Annotated in this window: 23 protein-coding genes and 1 pseudogene; 5 read left to right on the forward strand and 19 right to left on the reverse strand. The window is 70.1% G+C overall.

Going from position 1 to position 21,138, the window contains the following annotated elements:
- Positions 1–33: 33 nt before the first annotated feature.
- Positions 34–1,356: a UDP-N-acetylglucosamine 1-carboxyvinyltransferase gene (gene murA, locus AB0J06_RS06915; RefSeq protein ID WP_357425486.1), complete on the reverse strand. Its 1,323-nt coding sequence runs from the start codon at positions 1,354–1,356 to the stop codon at positions 34–36.
- A gap of 169 nt (positions 1,357–1,525) precedes the next feature.
- Here murA and AB0J06_RS06920 point away from each other — a divergent pair, with 169 nt between their 5' ends.
- Complete coding sequence (locus AB0J06_RS06920; RefSeq protein ID WP_357425489.1) at positions 1,526–2,104, forward strand: cob(I)yrinic acid a,c-diamide adenosyltransferase; 579 nt, start codon at positions 1,526–1,528, stop codon at positions 2,102–2,104.
- Positions 2,101–2,502 (forward strand): annotated as a pseudogene (locus tag AB0J06_RS06925) (VOC family protein); the annotation flags it as partial. The gene AB0J06_RS06920 and the pseudogene AB0J06_RS06925, both read left to right, overlap by 4 nt.
- Before the next feature lie 142 nt (positions 2,503–2,644).
- Here AB0J06_RS06925 and AB0J06_RS06930 read toward each other — a convergent pair.
- From AB0J06_RS06930 to prmC, 16 genes are all read right to left on the reverse strand, one after another.
- Positions 2,645–3,097 carry a DUF2550 domain-containing protein gene (locus AB0J06_RS06930; protein WP_357425491.1) on the reverse strand — a complete coding sequence of 151 codons (453 nt, stop codon included), beginning with the start codon at positions 3,095–3,097 and terminating at the stop codon, positions 2,645–2,647.
- A gap of 14 nt (positions 3,098–3,111) precedes the next feature.
- Positions 3,112–3,396 (reverse strand): F0F1 ATP synthase subunit epsilon, encoded by a 285-nt coding sequence (locus AB0J06_RS06935; RefSeq protein WP_357425493.1) that lies wholly within the window; start codon positions 3,394–3,396, stop codon positions 3,112–3,114.
- Positions 3,397–3,483: 87 nt separating this feature from the next.
- Positions 3,484–4,614, reverse strand: coding sequence for an LCP family protein (locus tag AB0J06_RS06940; protein WP_357425495.1), 1,131 nt, complete (start codon positions 4,612–4,614; stop codon positions 3,484–3,486).
- Positions 4,615–4,767: 153 nt separating this feature from the next.
- The gene (gene atpD, locus AB0J06_RS06945) at positions 4,768–6,207 is read right to left on the reverse strand and encodes a F0F1 ATP synthase subunit beta (RefSeq protein ID WP_357425497.1); all 1,440 of its coding nucleotides are present in this window, start codon (positions 6,205–6,207) and stop codon (positions 4,768–4,770) included.
- Positions 6,207–7,127: a F0F1 ATP synthase subunit gamma gene (locus AB0J06_RS06950; RefSeq protein ID WP_357425499.1), complete on the reverse strand. Its 921-nt coding sequence runs from the start codon at positions 7,125–7,127 to the stop codon at positions 6,207–6,209. The genes atpD and AB0J06_RS06950 overlap by 1 nt, the downstream gene beginning before the upstream one ends.
- Before the next feature lie 9 nt (positions 7,128–7,136).
- The gene (gene atpA, locus AB0J06_RS06955) at positions 7,137–8,726 is read right to left on the reverse strand and encodes a F0F1 ATP synthase subunit alpha (RefSeq protein ID WP_357425501.1); all 1,590 of its coding nucleotides are present in this window, start codon (positions 8,724–8,726) and stop codon (positions 7,137–7,139) included.
- Between the two features lie 55 nt (positions 8,727–8,781).
- The gene (locus AB0J06_RS06960) at positions 8,782–9,606 is read right to left on the reverse strand and encodes a F0F1 ATP synthase subunit delta (protein ID WP_357425503.1); all 825 of its coding nucleotides are present in this window, start codon (positions 9,604–9,606) and stop codon (positions 8,782–8,784) included.
- Positions 9,606–10,139 carry a F0F1 ATP synthase subunit B gene (locus tag AB0J06_RS06965; protein WP_357425705.1) on the reverse strand — a complete coding sequence of 178 codons (534 nt, stop codon included), beginning with the start codon at positions 10,137–10,139 and terminating at the stop codon, positions 9,606–9,608. Before AB0J06_RS06965 ends, AB0J06_RS06960 begins: the two co-directional genes overlap by 1 nt.
- Before the next feature lie 70 nt (positions 10,140–10,209).
- Positions 10,210–10,440 (reverse strand): ATP synthase F0 subunit C, encoded by a 231-nt coding sequence (atpE, locus tag AB0J06_RS06970; protein ID WP_357425505.1) that lies wholly within the window; start codon positions 10,438–10,440, stop codon positions 10,210–10,212.
- A 103-nt stretch (positions 10,441–10,543) separates the two neighbouring features.
- A complete protein-coding gene (atpB, locus tag AB0J06_RS06975; RefSeq protein ID WP_357425507.1) occupies positions 10,544–11,344 on the reverse strand; it encodes a F0F1 ATP synthase subunit A in 801 nt (266 codons plus the stop codon).
- 27 nt (positions 11,345–11,371) lie between these two features.
- Positions 11,372–11,503: a hypothetical protein gene (locus AB0J06_RS06980; protein WP_357425509.1), complete on the reverse strand. Its 132-nt coding sequence runs from the start codon at positions 11,501–11,503 to the stop codon at positions 11,372–11,374.
- A gap of 247 nt (positions 11,504–11,750) precedes the next feature.
- Complete coding sequence (locus AB0J06_RS06985) at positions 11,751–12,152, reverse strand: hypothetical protein (protein WP_357425511.1); 402 nt, start codon at positions 12,150–12,152, stop codon at positions 11,751–11,753.
- Positions 12,149–13,423, reverse strand: a complete 1,275-nt coding sequence (glyA, locus tag AB0J06_RS06990) for a serine hydroxymethyltransferase (protein ID WP_357425513.1) — start codon at positions 13,421–13,423, stop codon at positions 12,149–12,151. The genes AB0J06_RS06985 and glyA overlap by 4 nt, the downstream gene beginning before the upstream one ends.
- Positions 13,424–13,541: 118 nt before the next feature.
- Positions 13,542–14,165 (reverse strand): phosphotyrosine protein phosphatase, encoded by a 624-nt coding sequence (locus AB0J06_RS06995; RefSeq protein WP_357425515.1) that lies wholly within the window; start codon positions 14,163–14,165, stop codon positions 13,542–13,544.
- On the reverse strand, positions 14,166–14,810 hold the full coding sequence (locus tag AB0J06_RS07000) for an L-threonylcarbamoyladenylate synthase (RefSeq protein WP_357425707.1): 645 nt from the start codon (positions 14,808–14,810) through the stop codon (positions 14,166–14,168). It lies immediately after the preceding gene.
- Positions 14,811–14,857: 47 nt separating this feature from the next.
- Positions 14,858–15,730, reverse strand: coding sequence for a peptide chain release factor N(5)-glutamine methyltransferase (gene prmC / locus AB0J06_RS07005; RefSeq protein ID WP_357425517.1), 873 nt, complete (start codon positions 15,728–15,730; stop codon positions 14,858–14,860).
- A 178-nt stretch (positions 15,731–15,908) separates the two neighbouring features.
- Here prmC and AB0J06_RS07010 point away from each other — a divergent pair, with 178 nt between their 5' ends.
- On the forward strand, positions 15,909–17,456 hold the full coding sequence (locus tag AB0J06_RS07010) for a GGDEF domain-containing protein (protein ID WP_357425519.1): 1,548 nt from the start codon (positions 15,909–15,911) through the stop codon (positions 17,454–17,456).
- 13 nt (positions 17,457–17,469) lie between these two features.
- Here the strand turns inward: AB0J06_RS07010 and prfA are convergent, their stop codons facing one another.
- The gene (gene prfA / locus AB0J06_RS07015) at positions 17,470–18,558 is read right to left on the reverse strand and encodes a peptide chain release factor 1 (RefSeq protein ID WP_357425521.1); all 1,089 of its coding nucleotides are present in this window, start codon (positions 18,556–18,558) and stop codon (positions 17,470–17,472) included.
- Between the two features lie 112 nt (positions 18,559–18,670).
- On the reverse strand, positions 18,671–18,898 hold the full coding sequence (gene rpmE, locus AB0J06_RS07020) for a 50S ribosomal protein L31 (protein WP_357425523.1): 228 nt from the start codon (positions 18,896–18,898) through the stop codon (positions 18,671–18,673).
- A 192-nt stretch (positions 18,899–19,090) separates the two neighbouring features.
- Here rpmE and AB0J06_RS07025 point away from each other — a divergent pair, with 192 nt between their 5' ends.
- Both AB0J06_RS07025 and AB0J06_RS07030 read left to right on the forward strand, forming a co-directional pair.
- On the forward strand, positions 19,091–20,227 hold the full coding sequence (locus AB0J06_RS07025) for an RNA ligase (protein WP_357425525.1): 1,137 nt from the start codon (positions 19,091–19,093) through the stop codon (positions 20,225–20,227).
- Positions 20,228–20,230: 3 nt separating this feature from the next.
- Positions 20,231–21,127 carry an AAA family ATPase gene (locus AB0J06_RS07030; protein WP_357425527.1) on the forward strand — a complete coding sequence of 299 codons (897 nt, stop codon included), beginning with the start codon at positions 20,231–20,233 and terminating at the stop codon, positions 21,125–21,127.
- Positions 21,128–21,138: the final 11 nt, after the last annotated feature.

A 21,138-nucleotide genomic window follows, 5' to 3' on the forward strand; every position in this document is an offset into this window, starting at 1 on the left:
GTGCGGACGGGAGACTCCGCCGGCCGCGGACCGTCACAGCGTGAAGGACGGCTCCTCCGGCGCGACCACCCGCTCCGCCTCCACGCCGAGCGCCCGCAGGTCGTCCACGAAGCTCGGGTAGCCGCGGTCGATGTGATGCACGTGCGAAATCTCGGTCACGCCGTCGGCGCAGAGCCCGGCGATCACGAGCCCGGCGCCAGCGCGGATGTCCGTCGCCCGTACGGGGGCGCTGGAGAGCCGTTCCCGCCCGCGGACGACCGCGTGGTGCCCGTCGGTCTTGATGTCGGCGCCGAGCCGCGCCATCTCGTTCACGAACATGAATCGCCCGTCGAAGATGTTCTCGGTGACCAGCGACGCGCCCTCACTCACCGCGGCGAGTCCGATCGCCATCGGCAGCAGATCGGTGGCGAAGCCGGGGTAGGGCAGGGTCACCACGTCGACGGCCATGGGGCGCCGGTCCATCTGCACCCGGAACGCGTCGGTCCGGGTCTCCACCAGGCCGCCCGCCGAGATGACCTTGTCGAGCGCGATCTCCAGGAAGTGCGGGCTCACGCCCGTCACCGTCACGTCGCCGCGGGTCATCGCCGCCGCGAACGCCCAGGTGCCGCCGACGATCCGGTCGCCCACCGTGGCGTGCCGCACCGGGTGCAGCTCATCGACCCCTTCGATGCGCAACGTCGACGTGCCCGCACCTTCGATGTTGGCCCCCATCTGCGACAGCATCAGGCAGATGTCGACGATCTCCGGCTCGCGCGCGGCGTTGTCGATCTCCGTGACGCCCTTGGCCAGCACCGCGGCCATCAGCAGATTCTCGGTCGCGCCGACGCTCGGGAAGTCCAGCCAGATGGTCGCGCCGTGCAGGCCGTCGGGGGCCTCGGCGATGACGAACCCGTGCTCCCCCGAGACGTCCGCGCCCATCCGGGCCAGACCCGCCACGTGCATGTCGAGCCCGCGCGACCCGATCGCGTCACCACCGGGATGCGCCACCCGGACGGTCCCGCACCGGGCCAGCAGCGGCCCGAGCACGCAGATCGAGGCGCGCAACCGGCGCACCAGGTCGTAGTCGGCTTCGCTGCTCAACTCCTCGGGCACGTCGATGATGACCGAGGAGGCCCGCGCCGGACCCACTCCCACCGGATCGTCGTCCGCGAACGAGACCTCACAGCCGAGCCGACGCAGCACCTCACCCATGATCGCGATGTCGGTGATCCGGGGCACATTGCTGATGACGCTCTTGCCGGGGGCGAGCAGCGCGGCGGCCATCAACTTGAGCGCCGAGTTCTTCGCGCCCACGACGTGGACCTGCCCCGCCAAGCGGGCACCACCGTTGACCCTGATCACGTCCACGTCGGTCATCGTAGGAGCGTCTGTTGCCCCGCCCCCGTCCGCCCCGCCCGGACCGGGCCAGCCGCCGACCGCCGGGGCAGGCCGCTCCGGCATCATCCCGTCGCCCGGCACGGGATCCGCCGCCGGCTCTGCTCCGCCGGTCACCGCCGGCGGTGCGGGCGTCCGTACGCTGTGGCCCATGGCCGTCCACCTCACGCGCATCTACACCAGGACCGGCGATGCCGGCATGACCAGGTTGAGCAACAACGAGCAGGTCGCGAAGACCGGTCCGCGGATCGGCGCGTACGCCGACGTCGACGAGTGCAACGCCGCGCTCGGGGTCGCGCTCGCCCTGGGCCACCTCGACGATGAGCCGCGGGCGATCCTCACGCTGATCCAGAACGATCTCTTCGACGTGGGCGCCGACCTCGCCACCCCGGTCGAGCCCGATCCGGCGTACCCGCCGCTGCGGGTCACCGAGGAGTACATCACCCGCCTCGAAGGCTGGTGCGACGAATTCAACGCACGGCTGTCCAAGCTTGACTCCTTCGTCCTGCCGGGCGGCACCGCGGGGGCGGCGCTGTTGCACGTGGCACGCACAGTGGCCCGGCGAGCCGAGCGCGCGGCATGGGCGCTGGTCAGTCAAGAACCGGAACGAACCAGTGTCCTCCCGGCAAAGTATCTCAACCGGCTGTCGGATCTGCTGTTCATCTTGTCGAGAACGGCAAACCCGGACGGCGACGTCCTGTGGGTGCCCGGCGGCAAGCGCGAGGAGTGAGCACGCAGGCGGGTGAATCCGGCGGGCTGCACCACGTCGAGGTGTGGGTGCCGGACCTCGGGGCGGCGACGCGCAGCTGGGGCTGGCTCCTGGGCGAGCTGGGCTGGGCGCCGTACCAGGAATGGGCGAACGGCCGTTCCTGGCGGCACGGGCCCAGCTACGTCGTGCTGGAGGAGTCCCCGGCGCTCTCCGGGCGGGTGCACGACCGGCTCGCGCCGGGGCTCAACCATCTGGCGTTCCACGCCGGCCCGGCGGCCGCCGTGGACCGGCTGGTGGCGCAGGCGCCGGCGCATGGGTGGTCGCTGCTCTTCCCGGAGCGGCATCCGTATGCCGGCGGGCCGGACGTGTACGCGGCCTACCTGGCGGACGGGTACGGCTACGAGGTCGAACTCGTGGCGGCCGCTCCCCACCCCAAGGGGCTACCCGTCGATCAAGGGCATATTCACACGATTGAAGATCAAGCCGTGCGAATTCGTCCTTGATCGACGGAGAGTTTGCGGGGACGTGCGGGGAGGGCCAGTCACGCGGGGACGGCGCGGGTCAGGCGGCGGGCCAGTCCTGGGCCATACGCGGCGAGACCGCCCCCGGAGGGGCGGCCTCGAGCCACGAAAGGAAACCCGTCACCGTCGACTTCGCCATGGCGATCTCGATCGGAGCCTGGTGGCTGACACAGCGCAGGATGATCCAGTCAGCGGACATCGCGAGCCGCTCCTGCCCCTCGGGCAGTCGCCGCCGCTCCACAGCGAGCCCCCGTCGCGAGAGCACGCGCTTGGGCCGGACCGCGAAGCTGAACAACCGGTACCAGCGGAGTTCGTCGCCGACGAACCGTCCGAAGCCCGGGGACCAACCCCGGCCGTGCAGCATCGTCGACACGCGGACGTTGAGTTTGATGGTGCCGCCCGCCCGCACCAGCACGGCCCGGCGGGCGACAAGGACCGTCACCGCGGCAAGCAGGATCAGGAGACTTGCTCCGATCCACTCCAGGGCCCGCATCGTGACGTCGCGCGTCAGTGCGTCGCAGAAGCGGTGGCCGGCACGGCCTCTTCGGCGAGAATGGTGACACCCTCGGCCGTCACGGACACGAAACCGCCGGCGACGTCGTAGGCGACCTGCTCGCCACCGCCGAGCGTGATGCGCACCTGGCCGGGCTCGGCGAGCTGCCCCAGCAGGGGCGCGTGCCCGGGGAGGACACCGAGCTCGCCCTCGGTGGTCCGCGCGATGACCATCTCGGCCTCGCCGGTCCAGACCTTCTTTTCGACGGCTACGAGCTCGACGTGCAGCTGCTTTGCCACGCTGTCTCCTTGTGGGCGGCGGATCGCCCGAGTCTAATCCCGCCCGCCCCGATCGCCTAAGGCGGGTGGCCTGCGGCACAGTGGCGACTACTTCTCCTGGTTCAGCAGCTCAGGATGGCTGACGACGAATGTCTCGACCGAGCCGCCGCGGAGCGCGGCGAAGAACTCCTCCGCGAGCGGCTGCAGGCGCTCCCCCTGATAGTCGCTGCCATTCATGATCGACTCTCCGGGGAGCTTCATCATCACGATCGAGCTGGACCGGATGTTGCGCAACGCGAAGCCGAACTCGGCCACCGTGTGCCCGTGGCCGTCGAAGATGACCGACTGACCCGCGGCGCGCAGCACCGAGTCGAGCTTGAACGGGTTGGTCACCACATCGCGGCTGAATGCCTGGTTCACCATGGCCTTCACGAACTGCTGCTGGTGACGCTGGCGCCCGTAGTCGCTGTCCGGGAGGGTTTTCCGCTGCCGGACGTAGTCGAGCGCCTGCCAGCCCTCCAGATGCCGGGTGCCCTTCTTGTATTCCGCCTGCGGCCCGATGTACCCCTCCCCGGCGGGATTACCTCGACGGTGCCGCCCGTCCGGCTCCCGGTGCTCGGACTTGACATCACCATCGATGTACATGGTGACGCCGCCCATGGCGTCGACGATCTTCTGGAAGCCCGTGAAGTTGATGATCGCGCCGGCGTCGAAGCGGGCGATGCCGGTCCGCTGCGAAACGGTCTTGGCGAGCAGTGCGAAGCCACGGGCGGGGTCCGGCTTGTCCTGGCCGGGAACCTTGCTGCCGTACGCCATGGCGGAGTTGATCCGGTCACTGCCGCCGGGGAAGTTTGCCTTGTCGAATCGCGGGATCTCGACAATGAGGTCCCGGGGCATTGAGAAGAGGTAGGCCTGCTCCATCGACGGCGTCACGTGCAGGATCAGAACCGAGTCGGCGAGCGGCGGGGTGTTGGGGCTCGACGCCCGCGGGTCGATGCCGACCAGCAGCAGGTTGAGCGGGCCGGTGATGTCACTGCGCGCCTCCTGCTTCCCCGTGTCGTCGAAAAGGTCGTCGCTGCGCACGGCGCCCGCGTAGCGGGCCAGCAACGCCTCGGCGCCCACCAGGACGACGCCGCTGATCAGCATGAGCGCGGCACCCAGCGCCGTGCACCACCGGGCCCACCGCGGCAGCGCCGACCGTTTCCGTCGCGCGCCGCCCTTGCCCGTGTCGCCGACCACCGCCGCCTCCTTCCGTCGCCCCCATGGACATATACGAGCCCGGGGTCCCAAACGTTGCGTCGACGGTAGCGCGGCAGACGGAAAACGCCAGATCAGAAAACGATCAAGGCGCCCTCCGTGACCGGAGAGCGCCTTGCTCGGGGTGATCGGTGATCAGTCGTTCTTCATCAGCTCACGCGCGTTGCGCTCGAGGTCATCGAGGCCACCGCACATGAAGAAGGCCTGCTCGGGGAAGTGGTCGTACTCCCCTTCGCTGATCTTCCGGAACGCCTCGACGGTGTCCTTGACCGGCACGTACGAACCCTTGATGCCGGTGAAGACCTCCGCGGCGAAGGTGTTCTGCGACAGGAACCGCTCGATCCGGCGGGCCCGGTTCACGGTGATCTTGTCTTCCTCGGAGAGCTCTTCCATACCGAGGATGGCGATGATGTCCTGCAGGTCGCGGTAACGCTGCAGGATCCGCTTCACCTCGGTGGCCACCGCGTAGTGCTCCTGGCCCACGTACTCCGGGGCGAGGATCCGCGACGAGGACGCCAGCGGGTCAACCGCCGGGTAGATGCCCTTGTCGGAGATCGAACGCTCCAGGTTGGTGGTGGCGTCCAGGTGGGCGAAGGTGGTCGACGGCGCCGGGTCGGTGTAGTCGTCGGCCGGCACGTAGATCGCCTGCATCGAGGTGATCGCCTGACCCTTCACCGAGGTGATCCGCTCCTGCAGCTCACCCATCTCGTCTGCCAGCGTCGGCTGGTAACCCACGGCCGACGGCATGCGACCCAGCAGGGTCGACACCTCGGAACCGGCCTGGGTGAACCGGAAGATGTTGTCGATGAAGAGCAGCACTTCCTGCTTCTGCACGTCGCGGAAGTACTCCGCCATGGTCAGCGCGGAGAGCGCGACCCGCAGACGCGTGCCCGGCGGCTCGTCCATCTGGCCGTAGACCAGCGCGGTCTTGTCGATGACGCCGGACTCCGTCATTTCGGTGATGAGGTCGTTGCCCTCGCGGGTGCGCTCACCCACGCCGGCGAAGACCGAGGTACCACCGAAGTTGTTGGCAACGCGGATGATCATCTCCTGGATGAGCACCGTCTTGCCCACGCCCGCGCCGCCGAACAGGCCGATCTTGCCACCCTTGACGTACGGGGCGAGCAGGTCGAGCACCTTGATGCCGGTCTCCAGCATCTCGGTCTTCGGCTCCAGGTCCGCGAAGGCCGGGGCCTTGCGGTGGATCCCCCACCGCTCCTTGATGTCGAGCGTCTCGCCCTCCTTGAGGTTGAGGCACTCGCCGATCGCGTTGAACACGCGGCCCTTGACACCGTCCCCAACCGGGACGGAGATCGCGGAGCCGGTGTCACGGACCTCGACACCGCGGACCAGGCCGTCGGTGGGCTGCATCGAAATCGCCCGTACGAGGTTCTCGCCCAGGTGCTGGGCCACCTCGAGGGTCAGCGTGCTCTTGCCCTGAGCCAGCTCGACGTCGACATGCAGAGCGTTGAAGATCTCGGGCATCGCATCGCGCGGGAACTCGGCGTCGACGACCGGGCCGATGACCCGGACCACGCGGCCGGTCGCCGTCTTGGTCTCAACAGTCGCTGTCATCACACTTCACTTCCCGCCGCGGCCAGCGCGTTCGCGCCGCCGACGATCTCACTGATCTCCTGGGTGATCCCGGCCTGTCGGGCCGAGTTCATCTCACGGGTGTACTTCTCGATCGCATCTTCGGCATTGTCGGTCGCGCTCTTCATCGCGCGCCGACGCGCCGCCGACTCGCTCGCCGACGACTCCACCAACGCCGCGTAGATGCGGGTGTTGATGTACTTCGGCAGCAGCGCGTCGAGCAGTGCCTCGGGCTCCGGCTCGAACTCGTACGCCGGCAGCGCACCCTCCGGCTTCTCGATCTCCATCGGACCGATGATCCGGGGCACCGGAGTCTGGGTCATGAGCGACTTGAACTCCGTGTAGACGATGTGCAGCTCGTCGAGGCCGAGCACGCGGTCGGCACCGGTGTCGGTGTCCGTGTCGTCGATACCCCGCTGGAACGCCTCGATCAGCGTCTCACCGATGGTGCGGGCGTCGTCGAAGGACGGCTGCTCCGAGAATCCGGTCCAGCTCGCCTCGATCGGACGGTTACGGAAGCGGTAGTACGTCACGCCCTTACGTCCAACGACGTAGAGGACGGCTTCCTTCCCGTCCTGCCGAAGGCGCTCCACCAGCGCCTCAGCCGTCTTGATCGCGTTGGAGCTGTAGCCACCGGCCAGGCCGCGGTCGCTCGTCACGACCACCACTCCCGCCCGCCGCACCTGCGGACGGGCGGTAAGCAGCGGGTGATCGACCGTGGCGTTGACCGCCAGCGCCGTGAGCACGCCAGTGATGGCCTCGGCGTACGGCCGGGAGGCCTCGAGCCGCGCCTGCGCCTTGGCGATGCGGCTCGTCGCGACGAGCTCCATCGCCTTGGTGATCTTCTTCATGTTCTTCGCGGAGCGGATCCGCCCGCGGAGAACGCGAACCTGGGCCGGCATCTACGCCCCCTACAGGCTCTCGGTCGCGGGAACGTCCGACCGGCCCTGCTCGCCCTCGCCGCGCGACAGGAACTGCTCCTTGAACTTCACGATCGCCTCATCGAGCTTCGAGGTGATGTCGTCGTTCCAGGTGTTGCCCGCGATCGCCTCGAGCGTGTCCTTGTAGTTCCGGCGCACGAAGTCGAGGAACTCGCCCTCGAACTTGCGCACCTGGTCCACCGGGACGTCGTCGAGCTTGCCCTCCGTGCCGGTCCAGACCGACACGGTCTGCTCCTCCGGCGGGAACGGCGAGTAGTTCGGCTGCTTGAGCAGCTCGACCAGGCGGGAGCCGCGCTCCAACTGCTGACGCGACGCCTTGTCCAGGTCCGAGGCGAAGGCGGCGAACGACTCGAGCTCGCGGTACTGCGCGAGGTCGAGGCGGAGACGGCCGGCCACCTTCTTCATCGGCTTGGGCTGCGCCGCGCCACCGACGCGGGAGACCGAGGTACCGACGTTGATCGCCGGCCGGACGCCCTGGTTGAACAGGTCGGTCTGCAGGAAGACCTGTCCGTCGGTGATCGAGATGACGTTGGTCGGGATGAAGGCCGAGATGTCACCAGCCTTCGTCTCGATGATCGGCAGACCGGTCATCGAGCCGCCACCCAGCTCGTCGGAGAGCTTCGCGCAACGCTCCAGCAGACGGGAGTGCAGGTAGAAGACGTCACCGGGGTAGGCCTCACGGCCCGGCGGACGGCGCAGCAGCAGCGAGACGGCCCGGTAGGCCTCCGCCTGCTTCGTCAGGTCGTCGAAGACGATCAGGACGTGCTTGCCGCCGTACATCCAGTGCTGGCCGATGGCCGAACCGGCGTAGGGCGCGATGTACTTGAAGCCGGCCGGGTCGGAGGCGGGCGAGGCGACGATGGTGGTGTATTCCATCGCGCCGTGCGCTTCGAGCGTGCCCTTGACCGAGGCGATCGTCGAGGCCTTCTGGCCGATCGCCACGTAGATGCAGCGGACCTGCTTCTTCGGGTCACCGGACTGCCAGTTGGCCCGCTGGTTGATGATCGTGTCCAGAGCGACCGTCGTCTTGCCGGTCTGCCGGTCACCGATGATCAGCTGACGCTGGCCACGGCCGATCGCGGTCATCGCGTCGATCGCCTTGATGCCGGTCTGCATCGGCTCGCTGACGCTCTGCCGCGACACCACGTTGGGCGCGCGCAGTTCCAGCTCGCGGTAGCCCTCGCTCTCGATGTCACCCAGACCGTCGATCGGGGTGCCGAGCGCGTCGACCACGCGGCCCAGGAACTTGTCGCCGACCGGCACCGAGAGCACGCGGCCGGTGCGCTTGACGCGCTGCCCTTCCTCGATGCCGGAGTAGTCGCCGAGTACGACGACACCGATGTCGCGGACGTCGAGGTTGAGCGCCACGCCGAGCGTGCCGTCCTCGAACTCGAGCAGCTCGCTGGCCATGGTCGAGGGAAGCCCCTCGACGTGGGCGATGCCGTCACCGGCATCGGCAACCGTGCCGACCTCTTCGCGAGACAGCTCCGGCGTGTAGGAGGAGACGTAGCGCTCAAGGGCGCCACGGATATCGTCTGACGAGATGGTCAGCTCGGCCATCGTCTGCTTCCTCTATGTCTAAGGCCCGGATGATCCCGGAACGGCGTGGTCAGAATCAGCGCCCGGAGAGCGCTTTGCGGGTGTCGATGAGGCGGCGCCGCACAGTTCCGTCGTAGAGATCGGATCCGATCAGCACGCTCATCCCACCGAGGACCGCCGGGTCGACCGTGAACTTCAGGGCGACCTCTCGACCGTACATTTCGGTGAGCTTCGCGCCCAGTCGACGCTCCTCTTCCTCGGTGAGAGGGGTCGCCACGGTCACGTGAGCCAGCTGCCGGTCGCGCCGCTCCGCGGCGAGCTCGACGAGCCGGCTCAGCGCCGCGCCGACGGAACGTCCGCCGAAGCCCCGCACCGCCAGCTCGGCCAGCCGGATCGTGGCCGACCTGGCCTTCCCGGTCAGCAGCGCCTTAACCAGCTCGCTGCGGCGGTCCGGGTCGGCCGTCGCGTCGCCGATGGCCGCGCCCAGCTGCGGGTCACCGTCGATGATCTGCCCGAAGCGGAAGAGCTCGTCCTCCACCTCGGCCAGCTCGCCGGCGCGCTCGGCCGCGGCCAGCACCGCCTCTACCCCGATCCGCTCGGTCGTGTCGAGCACCGCCGACGGAGCCGACCAACGGCCGCCCGCGATGACGCTCAACACCTCGCCGGCGTCCTGCCCGACCTTGCCGGCGAGCAGACCGCGCAACAGCCCCGCGCGCTCCTCGCCGGTGCGGGCCGGATCGGAGAGCGCCCGCCGCAGCCGCGGCTCACGCCGGAGCAGGTCGGCCACCGAGAGAATCTCGTCGGCCGCCGCGGCGATCGCCGGCGCGTCGGCTCCGCCCGCGAAGGCGGCCAGACGCTCGGCCGCCGCCGCGTACGACTCCCGGCTGGTGGCGGACTCCATCAGCGCGCCCCCGAGCTCTCGAGCTCGGTCAGGAACCGGTCGACACTGCCCTTGCGCCGCGCCTCGTCGGCGAGCGACTCACCGACGATCCTGCTAGCCAGGTCGACCGCGAGCGTGCCCACCTCGGTGCGCAGCTGGTGGACGATGGTCTGGCGCTCGGCCGCGAGCTGCTCCTTGCCGGCCGCGATGATGCGGTCGGACTCTTCCCGAGCCTTGGCGAGGATGTCCTGGCGGATGCCCTCGGCGTCGGCGCGGGCGTCGTCGCGGATCTTCGCGGCGTCGGTGCGCGCCTCGGCGAGCTGTGCCTTGTACTGCTCGAGCAGCTTGTTGGCCTCGGCCTGTGCCGCCTCGGCCCGCTTGATGCCGCCCTCGATCGCCTCGACCCGCGCCTGGTACATCGCTTCCATGCGGGGAAAGACGAACTTGACCAGGATGAACAGGACGACGCCGAACGCAACGAGACCGACGATGATTTCAGCCAGAGGCGGGAGCAGGATATTCCCGTGCCCGCCGCCCTCCGCGGCTACGTACATGGACATTTCCCTTCGCCAGTGACCGACCATTGCGGGACGGTCGCCGAGTCAGCTTCGTACTCGACCCCGGTCAGGCTGACGTGTTGAGCGCGAACGCGAGCACCAGGCCGAGCAGCGCCAGCGCCTCGATCACGGCGAAGCCCATGAACATGTAGACGCGGGTCAGGCCGGCGCTCTCGGGCTGACGTGCGGTCGCCTGGATGTAGGCGGCGAACACCAGACCAACGCCGATGCCGGGGCCCAGGGCGGCGATGCCGTAGCCGATGGCGTTGAGGTTGCCTTGGATCTCGGCCAGGAACATGTTGTTTCCTCCTGCGTTGAACGCGTGACCATCACGCGCACGTTTAGGTTGAATGTTTAGTTGTCGATCGGTGATGTTGCGCGAGCTCGTGCCGTGCGGAAGATCAGTGCTCTTCGGCGAGCGAGCTCTGGAGGTACGTCGCGGTGAGCAGGGTGAAGACGTATGCCTGGAGAACCAGGATGCCCAGCTCGAAGAGGGTCATCACGATCGCCATGCCCCAGCTCAGCAGTGCGACCGGCTTGAGGAAGACCGACTGCGCCTGGAAGAGCGCGACCCCGCCGAGGGTGAAGACCAGCAGGATCATGTGACCGGCGAACATGTTGGCGAAGAGTCGCACCGCCAGGGTGACCGGGCGGAGCAGCAGGTTGGAGACGAACTCGATCGGCACCAGGATCGGCTGCACGAAGAGCGGAGCGCCCGGGACCCAGACGCTGTGCTTGATGTAGCCGAAGAAGCCGTGCTTGCGGATGCCGATCGCGTTATAGAGCAGCCACGAGGCGACGGCCAGCACGATCGGGAACGCGATGTGCGACATCGGGGAGATCTGCGCGAACGGGAAGATGCCCCAGAGGTTGTTGATGAGAATGAAGACGAAGAGCGTGGTGAGGTACGGCGCGAAGCGCACGCCCTCCTTGCCGATGATGTCCTTGGCGATGTTGTCCCGCACCAGGCCGTAGACCGACTCGGCGAGCCACTGCTTCTTGGACGGCACCAACTGCGGGTTGCGGTAGGTGACCAGGAAAAACACCAGCGTGATCGCGGCGGCGATCCAGACCAGCAGCGTGATCTTGGTGAACGCCGAGGCCCACTCTGTGCCGTTCAGCGAGGAGATCAGGCTGGGATAGTCAAAGCTCTCGACGCCCGGAGGGAACTCCGAGGCGAGAACGGTCGGCAGCTCAGACAACTCGCATCCTCCGTCGGTCGGGCATGGTCACGCGCCCAGCCTCTTCACGGTCAAGTACACCCCGGCCGCCGTGCCACCGATCAGTCCGATCAGCAGCCCGACGTTCGGCAGGCCCAGCCAACGGTCGACCAACCACCCCATGCCTCCCCACACGAGCATTCCGCCGAGCAGGTAACCGAGGGCAGCCCAACCCGCATCAGCCCCCGAAGGCTCGGGGGGCTTGGAAGATTGGTCATCGGCCATGACGGGGCGAACATTATCAGCCGGAAGAAGGAGGTTGCGGCTCACCCCCCGCACAACCGGGTTGTGTGGGCGCATCGGGTGGCAGACGAGGACCCACGCTACTCCTGTCGCGCCACCCGTGGTGTCCGTCCGGGCAGAATGTCCGCGTCAGCCGGCCGAGCGATCACTTCGACTCGATCTCCACGTACGGGATCTTCGCCTTCGCCGTCCACCACACCTGCGCGGTGACCCAGGCCACGGTGCCGGCCATGATGCCGACCGCCATCATCCGCAGCCCCGGCCAGCCCGAGCCGGAGACCGCGAACAGCGCGACACCGAGCAAGGCGAACTTGAACGCGTAGGTCACCAGACCGACGGTCAGCACCAGCTTGGGATGCACCGAGTCGGCCCAGGCCAGCACGACGCTGGAGAGCACGTAGCTCGCCGCGACCAGGAGCACCCCGACCGCTCCCCCGGCGGCTCCGGCCGGGCCGTCGACCGCCCACCCGACAACGACCGCCGGCACCAGCAGCACGGCCGAGACCATCAGCGGCACCGGGAGGTGCCGCAGCCGTTTGCGCATCATCGCGGGTACGCCGGGAACTCGGCGACCAGCTCGGCGACCTCGCGGGCGATTCCGGCGAGCGCCTCGGCGCCCCCGGCCCCCGTCGGGTCGGTGCGCACCGCGCGGGCGATCAGTCCGGCGATCCGCCGCATCTCCGCCTCCCGCATGCCCTGGGTCGTCACGCTCGGCGTGCCGACCCGGACACCAGACGCGATCATCGGCTTCTCCGGGTCGTACGGGATGGCGTTCTTGTTGAGCGTGATCTGCGCCAGGTCGCAGCGCTCCTCCGCGTCGCGGCCGGTCACCCCGATCTCGCGCAGATCGATCAGGGCCAGGTGCGTGTCCGTGCCACCGGAGACCGGCCGCATCCCCTCGTCGGCCAGCCCGGCGGCGAGCGCCTGGGCGTTGCGGACGACCTGGCTGGCGTAGGTCTGGAACTCCGGCAGCGCGGCCTCGCGGAGCGCGACCGCCTTCGCGGCGACGGCGTGCATCAGCGGACCGCCCTGGGTGAACGGGAAGACGGCCTTGTCGATCCGCTGGGCCAGCGCCTCCCGACAGAGGATCATGCCGCCGCGCGGCCCGCGGAGCACCTTGTGCGTGGTGAAGCAGACGACGTCGGCGTAGGGCACGGGCGACGGGATCGCCTTGCCGGCGACCAGCCCGATGAAGTGCGCGGCGTCCACCATCAGGTACGCGCCGACCTCGTCGGCGATCTCGCGGAACCGGGCGAAGTCGATCAGCCTCGGGTAGGCGGTGGCACCACAGATGATCATCTTGGGTCGATGATCGAGCGCCAGGTCCCGCACCTCATCGTAGTCGATCAGCTCGGTGTCCTTGCGCACGGTGTAGCCGACCGTGCGGAACCACTTCCCCGAGAAATTGACCTTGCTGCCGTGGGTGAGATGCCCGCCGTGCGGCAGGTCCATCGCGAGCACGGTGTCGCCGGGCTGCAACAGGGCGGCGTACGCGGCGAGGTTGGCCGAGGCGCCGGAGTGCGGCTGGAGGTTGGCGTGCTCCGCCCCGAACAGCTCCGTCGCCCGGGCTATGCCGATCTCCTCAGCCCGGTCGACCTCGGCGCACCCGCCGTAGTAGCGCCGCCCCGGATAGCCCTCGGCGTACTTGTTGGTCAGCGTCGAACCGAGCGCGGCCAGCACCGCGGGCGAGGTGAAGTTTTCGCTCGCGATCAGTTGCAGACCGCCGCGGAGCCGGTCGAGCTCGCCGAGGACCACCGACGCGATCTCCGGGTCGGTCGCCTGCAGTTCGGCGAAATCCGGCCCCCAGAAAGTGGTCATCGTGCTCTCCTGCCTCGGGTGGGTCACCGCACCCGAGTCTAGGTGCTCCGCCCGGGCGGGCCGTTCCGCGCTCGTTCGCCCTGTTCAGTTGCCGTTTCGGGGCGCCGTCAACGGCGGCTCAGGGCAGCAGGATCGCGGCGAGCGGGCGGACCGTCTCCTCGATCTCGTCGGCCACGCGACTGAAGCACTGGTCACCACGGCCCCACGGGTCGTCCAGATCGTCCCCGGGCAGCGCCCCGGTCGCGGCGCGGGCGGCGTCGACCCGTCCGACGAGCGCGACCCCGCGGGCGTAGACCGCGTGCGGCGTGGGGTCCGCCGGCGGCAGCGTCGCGACGTCCACCCCGGTCAGCAGCCGCCCGAATTCACCGAGCACGAAGGTTCGCGCGGCGGCGTCGGGGCGCAGCGCGACCACGTACTCCTGCTGGTCGGCGGTGGCGGTGAGGACCAGGTCGGCGGCGTCGATGTGGTCCGATCGCAGTTTGCGTGCGGCGAAGCCGTCGGCGTCGCCGCCCCGCGACCGCACCTGCCGCGCGGCCGGCGGGTTCATCTCCTCGCCGGCGTGCCAGCCGCCGGTCCCGGCGCTGTGGCTGTGCAGCAGCTCGTCGGGGAGCGTGGGCGACGGCGGCGGACCGGCCGGCAGCCGCGCGACCCGCTGCTGCACCGCGAGGGTGAGCAGCCGCTCCGCCATGGGCGAGCGGCAGATGTTGCCCATGCAGACGTGGAGAACGGTGAACGGGGGCACTCAGGACACCGCGCCCACGATGTCGGGAGCGACTTCGCGCAGCTTCTCCAGCGGGATCGCGCCCTGCCGCACGATTCGCGGGGTGTGGGTGGTGAGGTCGACGATGGTGCTCGGCACCGGGTCGGGGCAGACCCCCGCCTCCAGGTAGGCCCGCACCGAGTAGCCGAGCTGGTCGCGCGCCTCCTCCGCGGTGACCGCCGCCGGCTGTCCGGTCTTGTTGGCGGAGGAGACCGCCATCGGTCCGGTCTCCTGCAGCACCTCCAGGGCGACCGGGTGCAGCGGCATCCGCACGGCGACGGTCCCGCCGGCGTCGCCGAGGTCCCACTGCAGGCTCGGCGAGTGCTCGACGATGATGGTCAGCGCGCCGGGCCAGAACGCCTCGACCAGGTCGCGGGCGACCTGCGGCAGCGTGATGACCAGACCGTCGAGGGTGTGCCGGGAGCCGACCAGGACCGGCGGCGGCATATGCCGACCGCGTCCCTTGGCGTCGAGCAGGGCAGTCACCGCGTACGGGGTGAAGGCGTCGGCCCCCAGGCCGTAGACGGTATCGGTCGGGATGACGACCAGCTCGCCGTTTTTGACCGCCTCGATCGCTGCGGCGATGCCTCGGTCGCGGTCCGCGAGAGACCGGCAGTCATAGAGCATCACGGTGTGCCAGTCTGCCACGCGCCTCCACCCGGTGGTTCACGCGATCAAGGGTTCCGCCGGGCGGTGGCGAAGCGGGGCCGGTCGGTGAGGTCGCGCTGGCTGGCGATATCTCCGAAATGCCCGCTGGCGGCCAGCAGCGCCGGCACCGCCCCGGCGTGCGTGTCGTCGTGCTCGATCCCGACGACTCCCCCGGGACGCAACAGCTCGGCCGCCCGCATGATCACCGGTCGGATCACGACCAGCCCGTCGGGGCCACCGAAGACCGCCTGCGCCGGGTCGTGATCGGCCACCTCCGGCGGTACGGGGGTGCCGTCCGGCACGTACGGCGGGTTGCAGAGCAGCACGTCGACCCGTCCCGTCAACCCGTCCAGCAGCTCCGGATCGGTCACGTCGGCCTCGACCACCTCGATCGCACGGTCGCCGGCGGCCGCCCGCTCCGTGGCGTTGCGCCGCAGCCAGGCCAGCGCCGCCGGTGACGACTCCACCGCGACGACGCGTGCGCTCGGCACCTCGTTCGCCACCGCGAGCGCGATCGCCCCGCTGCCGGTGCACAGGTCCACCACCGTCGCCGGCCCCGCCACCCGCCGCGCCTCGTCGATCCCCCAGCCCGCGAGCAGCTCGGTCTCGGGACGCGGCACGAACACGCCCGGCCCCACCGCCAGCTCCAGGTAGCGAAAGGCCGCCGAGCCGATCAGATGCTGCAGCGGCTCCCGGGTGGCCCGGCGCGCGACCAGCTCCTCGAACCGGGCCAGTGCCGCCCCAGTGAAGCCGTCGGTCAGCGCGAGTCGGCCGCGCGGCACCGCCAGCACCGCCGCGGCGAGAAACTCGGCGTCGGCCCGCGCCGAGACCACGCCGGCCCGCGACAGGGTCACCGTCGCGGCCGCCACCGCCGACGAGGTCCTGGTCCGTTCTCCCATGCTGGCCGGTTGTCCCATCCTGGTCGGTTGTCAATCCTGGTCGGTTGTCCCATCCTGGTCCGATCAGCCGGTTCGGCGGACTGTTCGGGGCAGCCGGTCACGCGATAATCATTGAACGTCGGACGGAACCACCCGACCCCGGGTGGGCGGCAACGACCACTTCTGCGGGAGGTTCTGCGTGGGTTGGCTCGACCGGGTCAACGACCAGGCCGAGGCGCTGGGCCGTTCGCGCAGACTTCAGGAGAGCAGCAGGTCTGCTGAGGCGTTCACCCTGCTCGACCAGGTGCTCGCCACCACCGGTGACCCCCACGCCCGCGCCGACGCGCTCGTCCAGCGGGTCTCCGCGTTGATCAACCTCGGCCGCACCGCCGAATACACGATCGCCGTCGACGAGGCGTTCGACGCCATCCGCGAGCTGCCCGAACCCTATCTGCACGGTCACCTCCACGCCCTCGCCGCGCTCGCCGCGCACCACCAGGGCGCGCTGGAGCGTTGCGTCACCCACCTCGTGCACAGCGCACGCGCGCTCGGTGCGCTGGAGGACGCCGACTGGGATGCCGCGGTGGCCTGGCACGACCTCGCCATGGCCTACTCCTACCTCGGCTTCCACGGCTACGCGCTGAGCGCGATCGAGCGGGCCCGGCAGGTCGGCGACGGCGCCGGGCTGAGCGCCGAAGCGCTGGCCGCACCGGGCATCCGGCTGCGCAACGCGGTCACGCTCGACCACAACGGCGACGCCGACGGCTGTCTGCGGGTGCTCCGCGACATCACCGCGGACCTGGCCCGACTGCTCCGCGAGGACGCCATCGACCGGCTGCGGCCGAGCAGCCGCAGCGCGTACGGGTATGCGGCGGCCCGGCGCGCGGCGCTCGGTGACGTCCCCGACGACGGCCTGGACAGCGCCGGGCTGTTGACCAACGGGGGTGACGGGGCGCGCGCCCGCGACCTGCGGACGCTCGGCGAGATCTGCCTCGCCATCGGCGCGGGGCGGCCGATCGAGGCCCTCACCCGGCTCGACACGGTGACCGTGTCGTTCGAGACGCTCGGCGCCGCCGAGGCGGCGCGGCTGCGCAGCCTGGCGCTGGCCGCGGCGGGCGACCACGCGGCCGCGCACCGCGCCGACCGGAAGGCGTTCCGGCTCGCCACCCAGCGCAACGACCGGCTCCGCGACGTCTACGTCGAGGGCATCGCGGCGCGGCTGGACCACGAGGACCTGCGCCGGGCGGTCTCCCGCTACGCCGGCGAGGCGCTCACCGATCCACTGACCGGGCTGGCGAACCGGCGGCAGTTGGAACGGTACGTGACCGCCATGCTGTCGCGGGGCGAGGGCGCCGTGGTCGGGGTCTGCGACCTGGACGGGTTCAAGGCGGTCAACACCATGCACGGGCACCTCTCGGGCGACCTGGTGCTGCAGCGGATCGCCGGGGTGGTCAACCGGGTGATGCGCCGGGGCGACTTCGTGGCGCGGTACGGCGGCGACGAGTTCGTGGTGGTGCTCCGGGGCGCCGGGATGCGGGAGGCCGACGAGGTGGCGCGTCGGATCGGCGCCGCGGTCGCCGCGGAGGACTGGGAGTCGCTGGTGCCCGGCACGCCGGTCGGGGTGAGCGTGGGCTTCGCCGAGCTCAGTGGAGCGGGGAGCAACCTGCGGGACGCGCTCGGCGCGGCGTTCGAGATCGCCGACCGGGAGATGCTGCGCGCCAAGTCCCGCCCCCGGTTGTCCCCCTGACCGCTGTCGCCGGTCAGTGGCGGGAGAGTTCGGTCCCGCCGGCCAGCCGGGCGGCACGGTCCGCCTCGGCCAACGCGTCCAGCACACCGTCGAGCTCGCCGCCGAGGACCAGATCCAGGTTGTACGCGGTGAAGCCGATCCGGTGGTCGGTGATCCGGTTCTGCGGGAAGTTGTACGTGCGGATCCGCTCCGAGCGGTCGACCGTGCGCACCTGCGCCTTGCGGGCGTCCGAGGCGGCCGCGTCCGCCTGCTCCTGGGCCGCGGCGAGCATCCGCGCCCGCAGGATCCGCATCGCCTGCTCGCGGTTCTGCAGCTGGCTCTTCTCGTTCTGGCAGGAGACGACGATGCCGGTCGGCAGGTGGGTGATCCGCACCGCCGAGTCGGTGGTGTTGACGGACTGGCCGCCCGGACCCGACGAACGGAACACGTCGATCCGCAGCTCGTTGGGGTCGATCGTGACGTCGACGTCCTCGGCTTCGGGGAGGACCAGGACGCCGGCCGCGCTGGTGTGGATGCGGCCCTGCGACTCGGTGACCGGCACGCGCTGCACCCGGTGCACGCCGCCCTCCCACTTCAACCGCGACCACACCCCGTTTCCGCCCTCGGGCACGCCCTTGGTCTTGACCGCCAGCGACACGTCCTTCACGCCGCCGAGGTCCGAGTCCTGCGCGTCGATGATCTCGGTGACCCAGCCCTGCCGCTCGGCGTACCGCATGTACATCCGCAGCAGGTCGCCCGCGAAGAGCGCCGATTCCTCGCCGCCCTCGCCGGCCTTGATCTCGACGATCACGTCCTTGGCGTCGTGCGGGTCACGCGGGATGAGCAGCTCGGCGAGGCGCCCCTCCAACGCCGGCAGCGCGGCGGCCAGCGTCTCGGCCTCGTCGGCGAAGGCGGGGTCCTCGGCGGCCAGCTCGCGCGCCGCGGTCAGGTCGGCGCGCGCCTGCTCCAGCTCATCGGCGGCCTTGTGCAAGGGGACCAACGCGGCGTAGCGGCGACCCACGCGCCGGGCGGTGGCCTGGTCGGCGTGGATGCCCGGGTCGGCGAGGCGCTTCTCCAACTCCGCGTACTCGTCGAGGAGCGCGGCGAGGCGTTCGTTGCTCATGCTCGTACTCCGTTCGTGGACGCGGGGTCGGATGTCGCGCGGGCCCGCAACATGCGGACGGCGCCCGCCCTCCCGGCGAAAATGCCGGAACGGGCGGGCGCCGCCGGAGTCGCTACTTGGCCTTCTTGGCCGCCTGAACCTTGGCGTACTTCTGCTGGAACTTGGCGACACGGCCGGCGGTGTCGAGGACGCGCTGCTTACCGGTGTAGAACGGGTGGCAGTCGCTGCAGGTCTCGACGTGGATCTCGCCGCTCTTGGCGGTGCTGCGCGTGGTGAACTTCGCCCCACAGGAGCAGGTGACCTCGGTGGTCACGTATTCGGGGTGGATGTTCGGCTTCATGTCGCCTCGGTCCTTTCGTTGGTGGTCGCCGGGTCGCCGTCTTGGTTCGTCACAAATCGGGATGAACTCGAGCGTGAACCGGAACCGTGGCCGATGGACCAGTGTGCCATGCAGGTGGCGTGGCCCCGAAATCGGGCTGCGCTGACCGGTCCGTGATGGATAACGTGACGGCCCCCTTGATCATTCCCGCTCGTGGAGGCCGCCACCGTGACCACCGCCGCCCTCACTCCGGTGACGCCCGTCTCCGACGTCGTGGACCCCGTCGCGCTCGCGGCCGCCGTCGCCGCCGGGCACGTACGGGTGCAGCGTCACCCCGACCGTGCGCTCTCGATCTACAACTACACGGAGGCGTGCGTCTACGCGGGCGCCTGGACCCCCGTGACGCTGACCTGCCGGGGCCTGATCGTCGACGACGCCACCGGAGCCGTGCTCGCCCGTCCCTTTCCCAAGTTCTTCAACCATGATCAGATTGGCGCACCAGCCCTCCGACTCGACGCGAAGGTCACGGTGACCGACAAAGCGGACGGCTCACTCGGGATCGTCTACCCCGACGGCGACGGCTTCGCGGTCGCCACCCGGGGCTCGTTCGCCTCGACCCAGGCCCGGCACGCCACCCAGCTGCTGCGCACCCGGTACGCCGGATTCGCCCCACCGCCCGGGCTGACCGTCCTGGTCGAGGTGATCTTCCCCGCCAACCGGATCGTCCTGGACTACGGCGACCTCGACGACCTCGTCCTGCTCGGCGCGGTCGACATCGCCACCGGCCGCACGCACGGCCCGGACGCCGTACCCGACTGGCCCGGCCCGGCGGTCGAACGGTTCCGCTACGCCACCCTGGCCGACGCGCTCGCCGCGCCCGCCCGCGGCAACCGCGAAGGGCTGGTCGTGCACTTTCCGGACACCGACGAGCGGGTGAAAATCAAATACGCCGAGTACGTGCGGCTGCACCGCCTCGTCACCGGCCTCAACGCCCGCGTCGTGTGGGAGCTGATGGTGGCCGGCGCGCACGGCGACCCCGGTGTCGGCGACCCCGGTGGTCTTGCCGCCTTCATCGAGCCACTCCCGGACGAGTTTCACCCCTGGGTTCACGGCGTCGTGGCCGAGCTGACCGAGACGGTAGAGGCCCGCACCGCGACGATCGAGTCCGCGTACCGTGAGATCGTGGCGGCCCTGCCCGACGGTTGGACCCGGCGCGACTTCGCCCAACACGCCGTCGCCCATCCCGACCGGGGGTGCCTCTTCCTGCGGCTCGACGGCAAGGACTACCGCCCCCTGCTCTGGCAGCAGGTCCGCCCCGCGGCGGACCGCACGCCGCACCTCGTGGAGTAACCGATGACCCGTCTGATCCTCACCCGGGGGCTGCCCGCCTCCGGCAAGACCACGTTCGCCCGCAAGCTGCAGCCCTCCGTCGTCCGGGTCAACCGCGACGACCTACGCCGGATGCTGCACGGCACCCGACTGTTCACGCAGTGGGCGGAGGGGCAGGTGACGGCGGCGCAGCGGGCCCAGGTCGAAGCGCTGCTGCGGGCGAAGGCCGACGTGTGCGTCGACGACACCAACCTGCGGTCCCGCACGGTGAAGGAGTGGGCGGAGCTCGCCGCCCGCTTCGGCGCCACCGTCGAGGTGCACGACTTCACCGACATCCCCCTCGACGAGTGCATCCGGCGCGACGCCGAGCGCGCCGAGCAGGACCGGGTGGGCGAGGACGCGATCCGCCGGATGCACCAGCGTTACCTCGCCGGCAAGAAGCTGCCGCTGCCGGTGCCGACGGTGGAGACGGGCGGTCCGGCGACCGTCTACGCGCCCCCGGCGGAGGCGCCGGAGGTCGTCCTCGTCGACATCGACGGCACGGTCGCGCTGATGCGTAACCGCAGCCCCTACGACATGACGCGGGTCGGCGAGGACGCGCCCAACCGCGCGGTGATCGCGGCCGTCCGGGCGATGCACGGCGCGGGCTACGGCGTGGTGTTCTGCAGCGGCCGCGACGACACGGCCCGGGCGACCACGCAGAGGTGGCTCGACGAGCACGTCGGCGTGCCGTACCTGGAACTGCACATGCGGGCCGCCGGCGACTCCCGCAAGGACTCGATCGTGAAGAAGGAGATCTTCGAGCGCGAGGTGCGCGACCGGTACCACGTGATCGGTGTGTTTGACGACCGGATGCAGGTGGTGCGGATGTGGCGGGAGTTGGGGCTGACCGTGTTCCAGGTCGCCGAGGGCGACTTCTGACCCCGCTGCCC

It is taken from the genome of Micromonospora sp. NPDC049679 (assembly GCF_040659735.1).
GTDB lineage: Bacteria > Actinomycetota > Actinomycetes > Mycobacteriales > Micromonosporaceae > Micromonospora_I.

Excerpts from the sequence above, each read along its gene's own strand:
- murA (WP_357425486.1), bottom strand. The coding sequence starts at position 1,356 with ATGACCGACGTGGACGTGATCAGGGTCAACGGTGGTGCCCGCTTGGCG.
- AB0J06_RS06920 (WP_357425489.1), top strand. The coding sequence starts at position 1,526 with ATGGCCGTCCACCTCACGCGCATCTACACCAGGACCGGCGATGCCGGC.
- AB0J06_RS06930 (WP_357425491.1), bottom strand. The coding sequence starts at position 3,097 with ATGCGGGCCCTGGAGTGGATCGGAGCAAGTCTCCTGATCCTGCTTGCC.
- atpD (WP_357425497.1), bottom strand. The coding sequence starts at position 6,207 with ATGACAGCGACTGTTGAGACCAAGACGGCGACCGGCCGCGTGGTCCGG.
- AB0J06_RS06950 (WP_357425499.1), bottom strand. The coding sequence starts at position 7,127 with ATGCCGGCCCAGGTTCGCGTTCTCCGCGGGCGGATCCGCTCCGCGAAG.
- atpA (WP_357425501.1), bottom strand. The coding sequence starts at position 8,726 with ATGGCCGAGCTGACCATCTCGTCAGACGATATCCGTGGCGCCCTTGAG.
- AB0J06_RS06960 (WP_357425503.1), bottom strand. The coding sequence starts at position 9,606 with ATGGAGTCCGCCACCAGCCGGGAGTCGTACGCGGCGGCGGCCGAGCGT.
- AB0J06_RS06965 (WP_357425705.1), bottom strand. The coding sequence starts at position 10,139 with ATGTACGTAGCCGCGGAGGGCGGCGGGCACGGGAATATCCTGCTCCCG.
- atpE (WP_357425505.1), bottom strand. The coding sequence starts at position 10,440 with ATGTTCCTGGCCGAGATCCAAGGCAACCTCAACGCCATCGGCTACGGC.
- AB0J06_RS06980 (WP_357425509.1), bottom strand. The coding sequence starts at position 11,503 with ATGCTCGTGTGGGGAGGCATGGGGTGGTTGGTCGACCGTTGGCTGGGC.
- AB0J06_RS06985 (WP_357425511.1), bottom strand. The coding sequence starts at position 12,152 with ATGATGCGCAAACGGCTGCGGCACCTCCCGGTGCCGCTGATGGTCTCG.
- glyA (WP_357425513.1), bottom strand. The coding sequence starts at position 13,423 with ATGACCACTTTCTGGGGGCCGGATTTCGCCGAACTGCAGGCGACCGAC.
- AB0J06_RS07000 (WP_357425707.1), bottom strand. The coding sequence starts at position 14,810 with ATGCTCTATGACTGCCGGTCTCTCGCGGACCGCGACCGAGGCATCGCC.
- prmC (WP_357425517.1), bottom strand. The coding sequence starts at position 15,730 with ATGGGAGAACGGACCAGGACCTCGTCGGCGGTGGCGGCCGCGACGGTG.
- prfA (WP_357425521.1), bottom strand. The coding sequence starts at position 18,558 with ATGAGCAACGAACGCCTCGCCGCGCTCCTCGACGAGTACGCGGAGTTG.
- rpmE (WP_357425523.1), bottom strand. The coding sequence starts at position 18,898 with ATGAAGCCGAACATCCACCCCGAATACGTGACCACCGAGGTCACCTGC.
- AB0J06_RS07030 (WP_357425527.1), top strand. The coding sequence starts at position 20,231 with ATGACCCGTCTGATCCTCACCCGGGGGCTGCCCGCCTCCGGCAAGACC.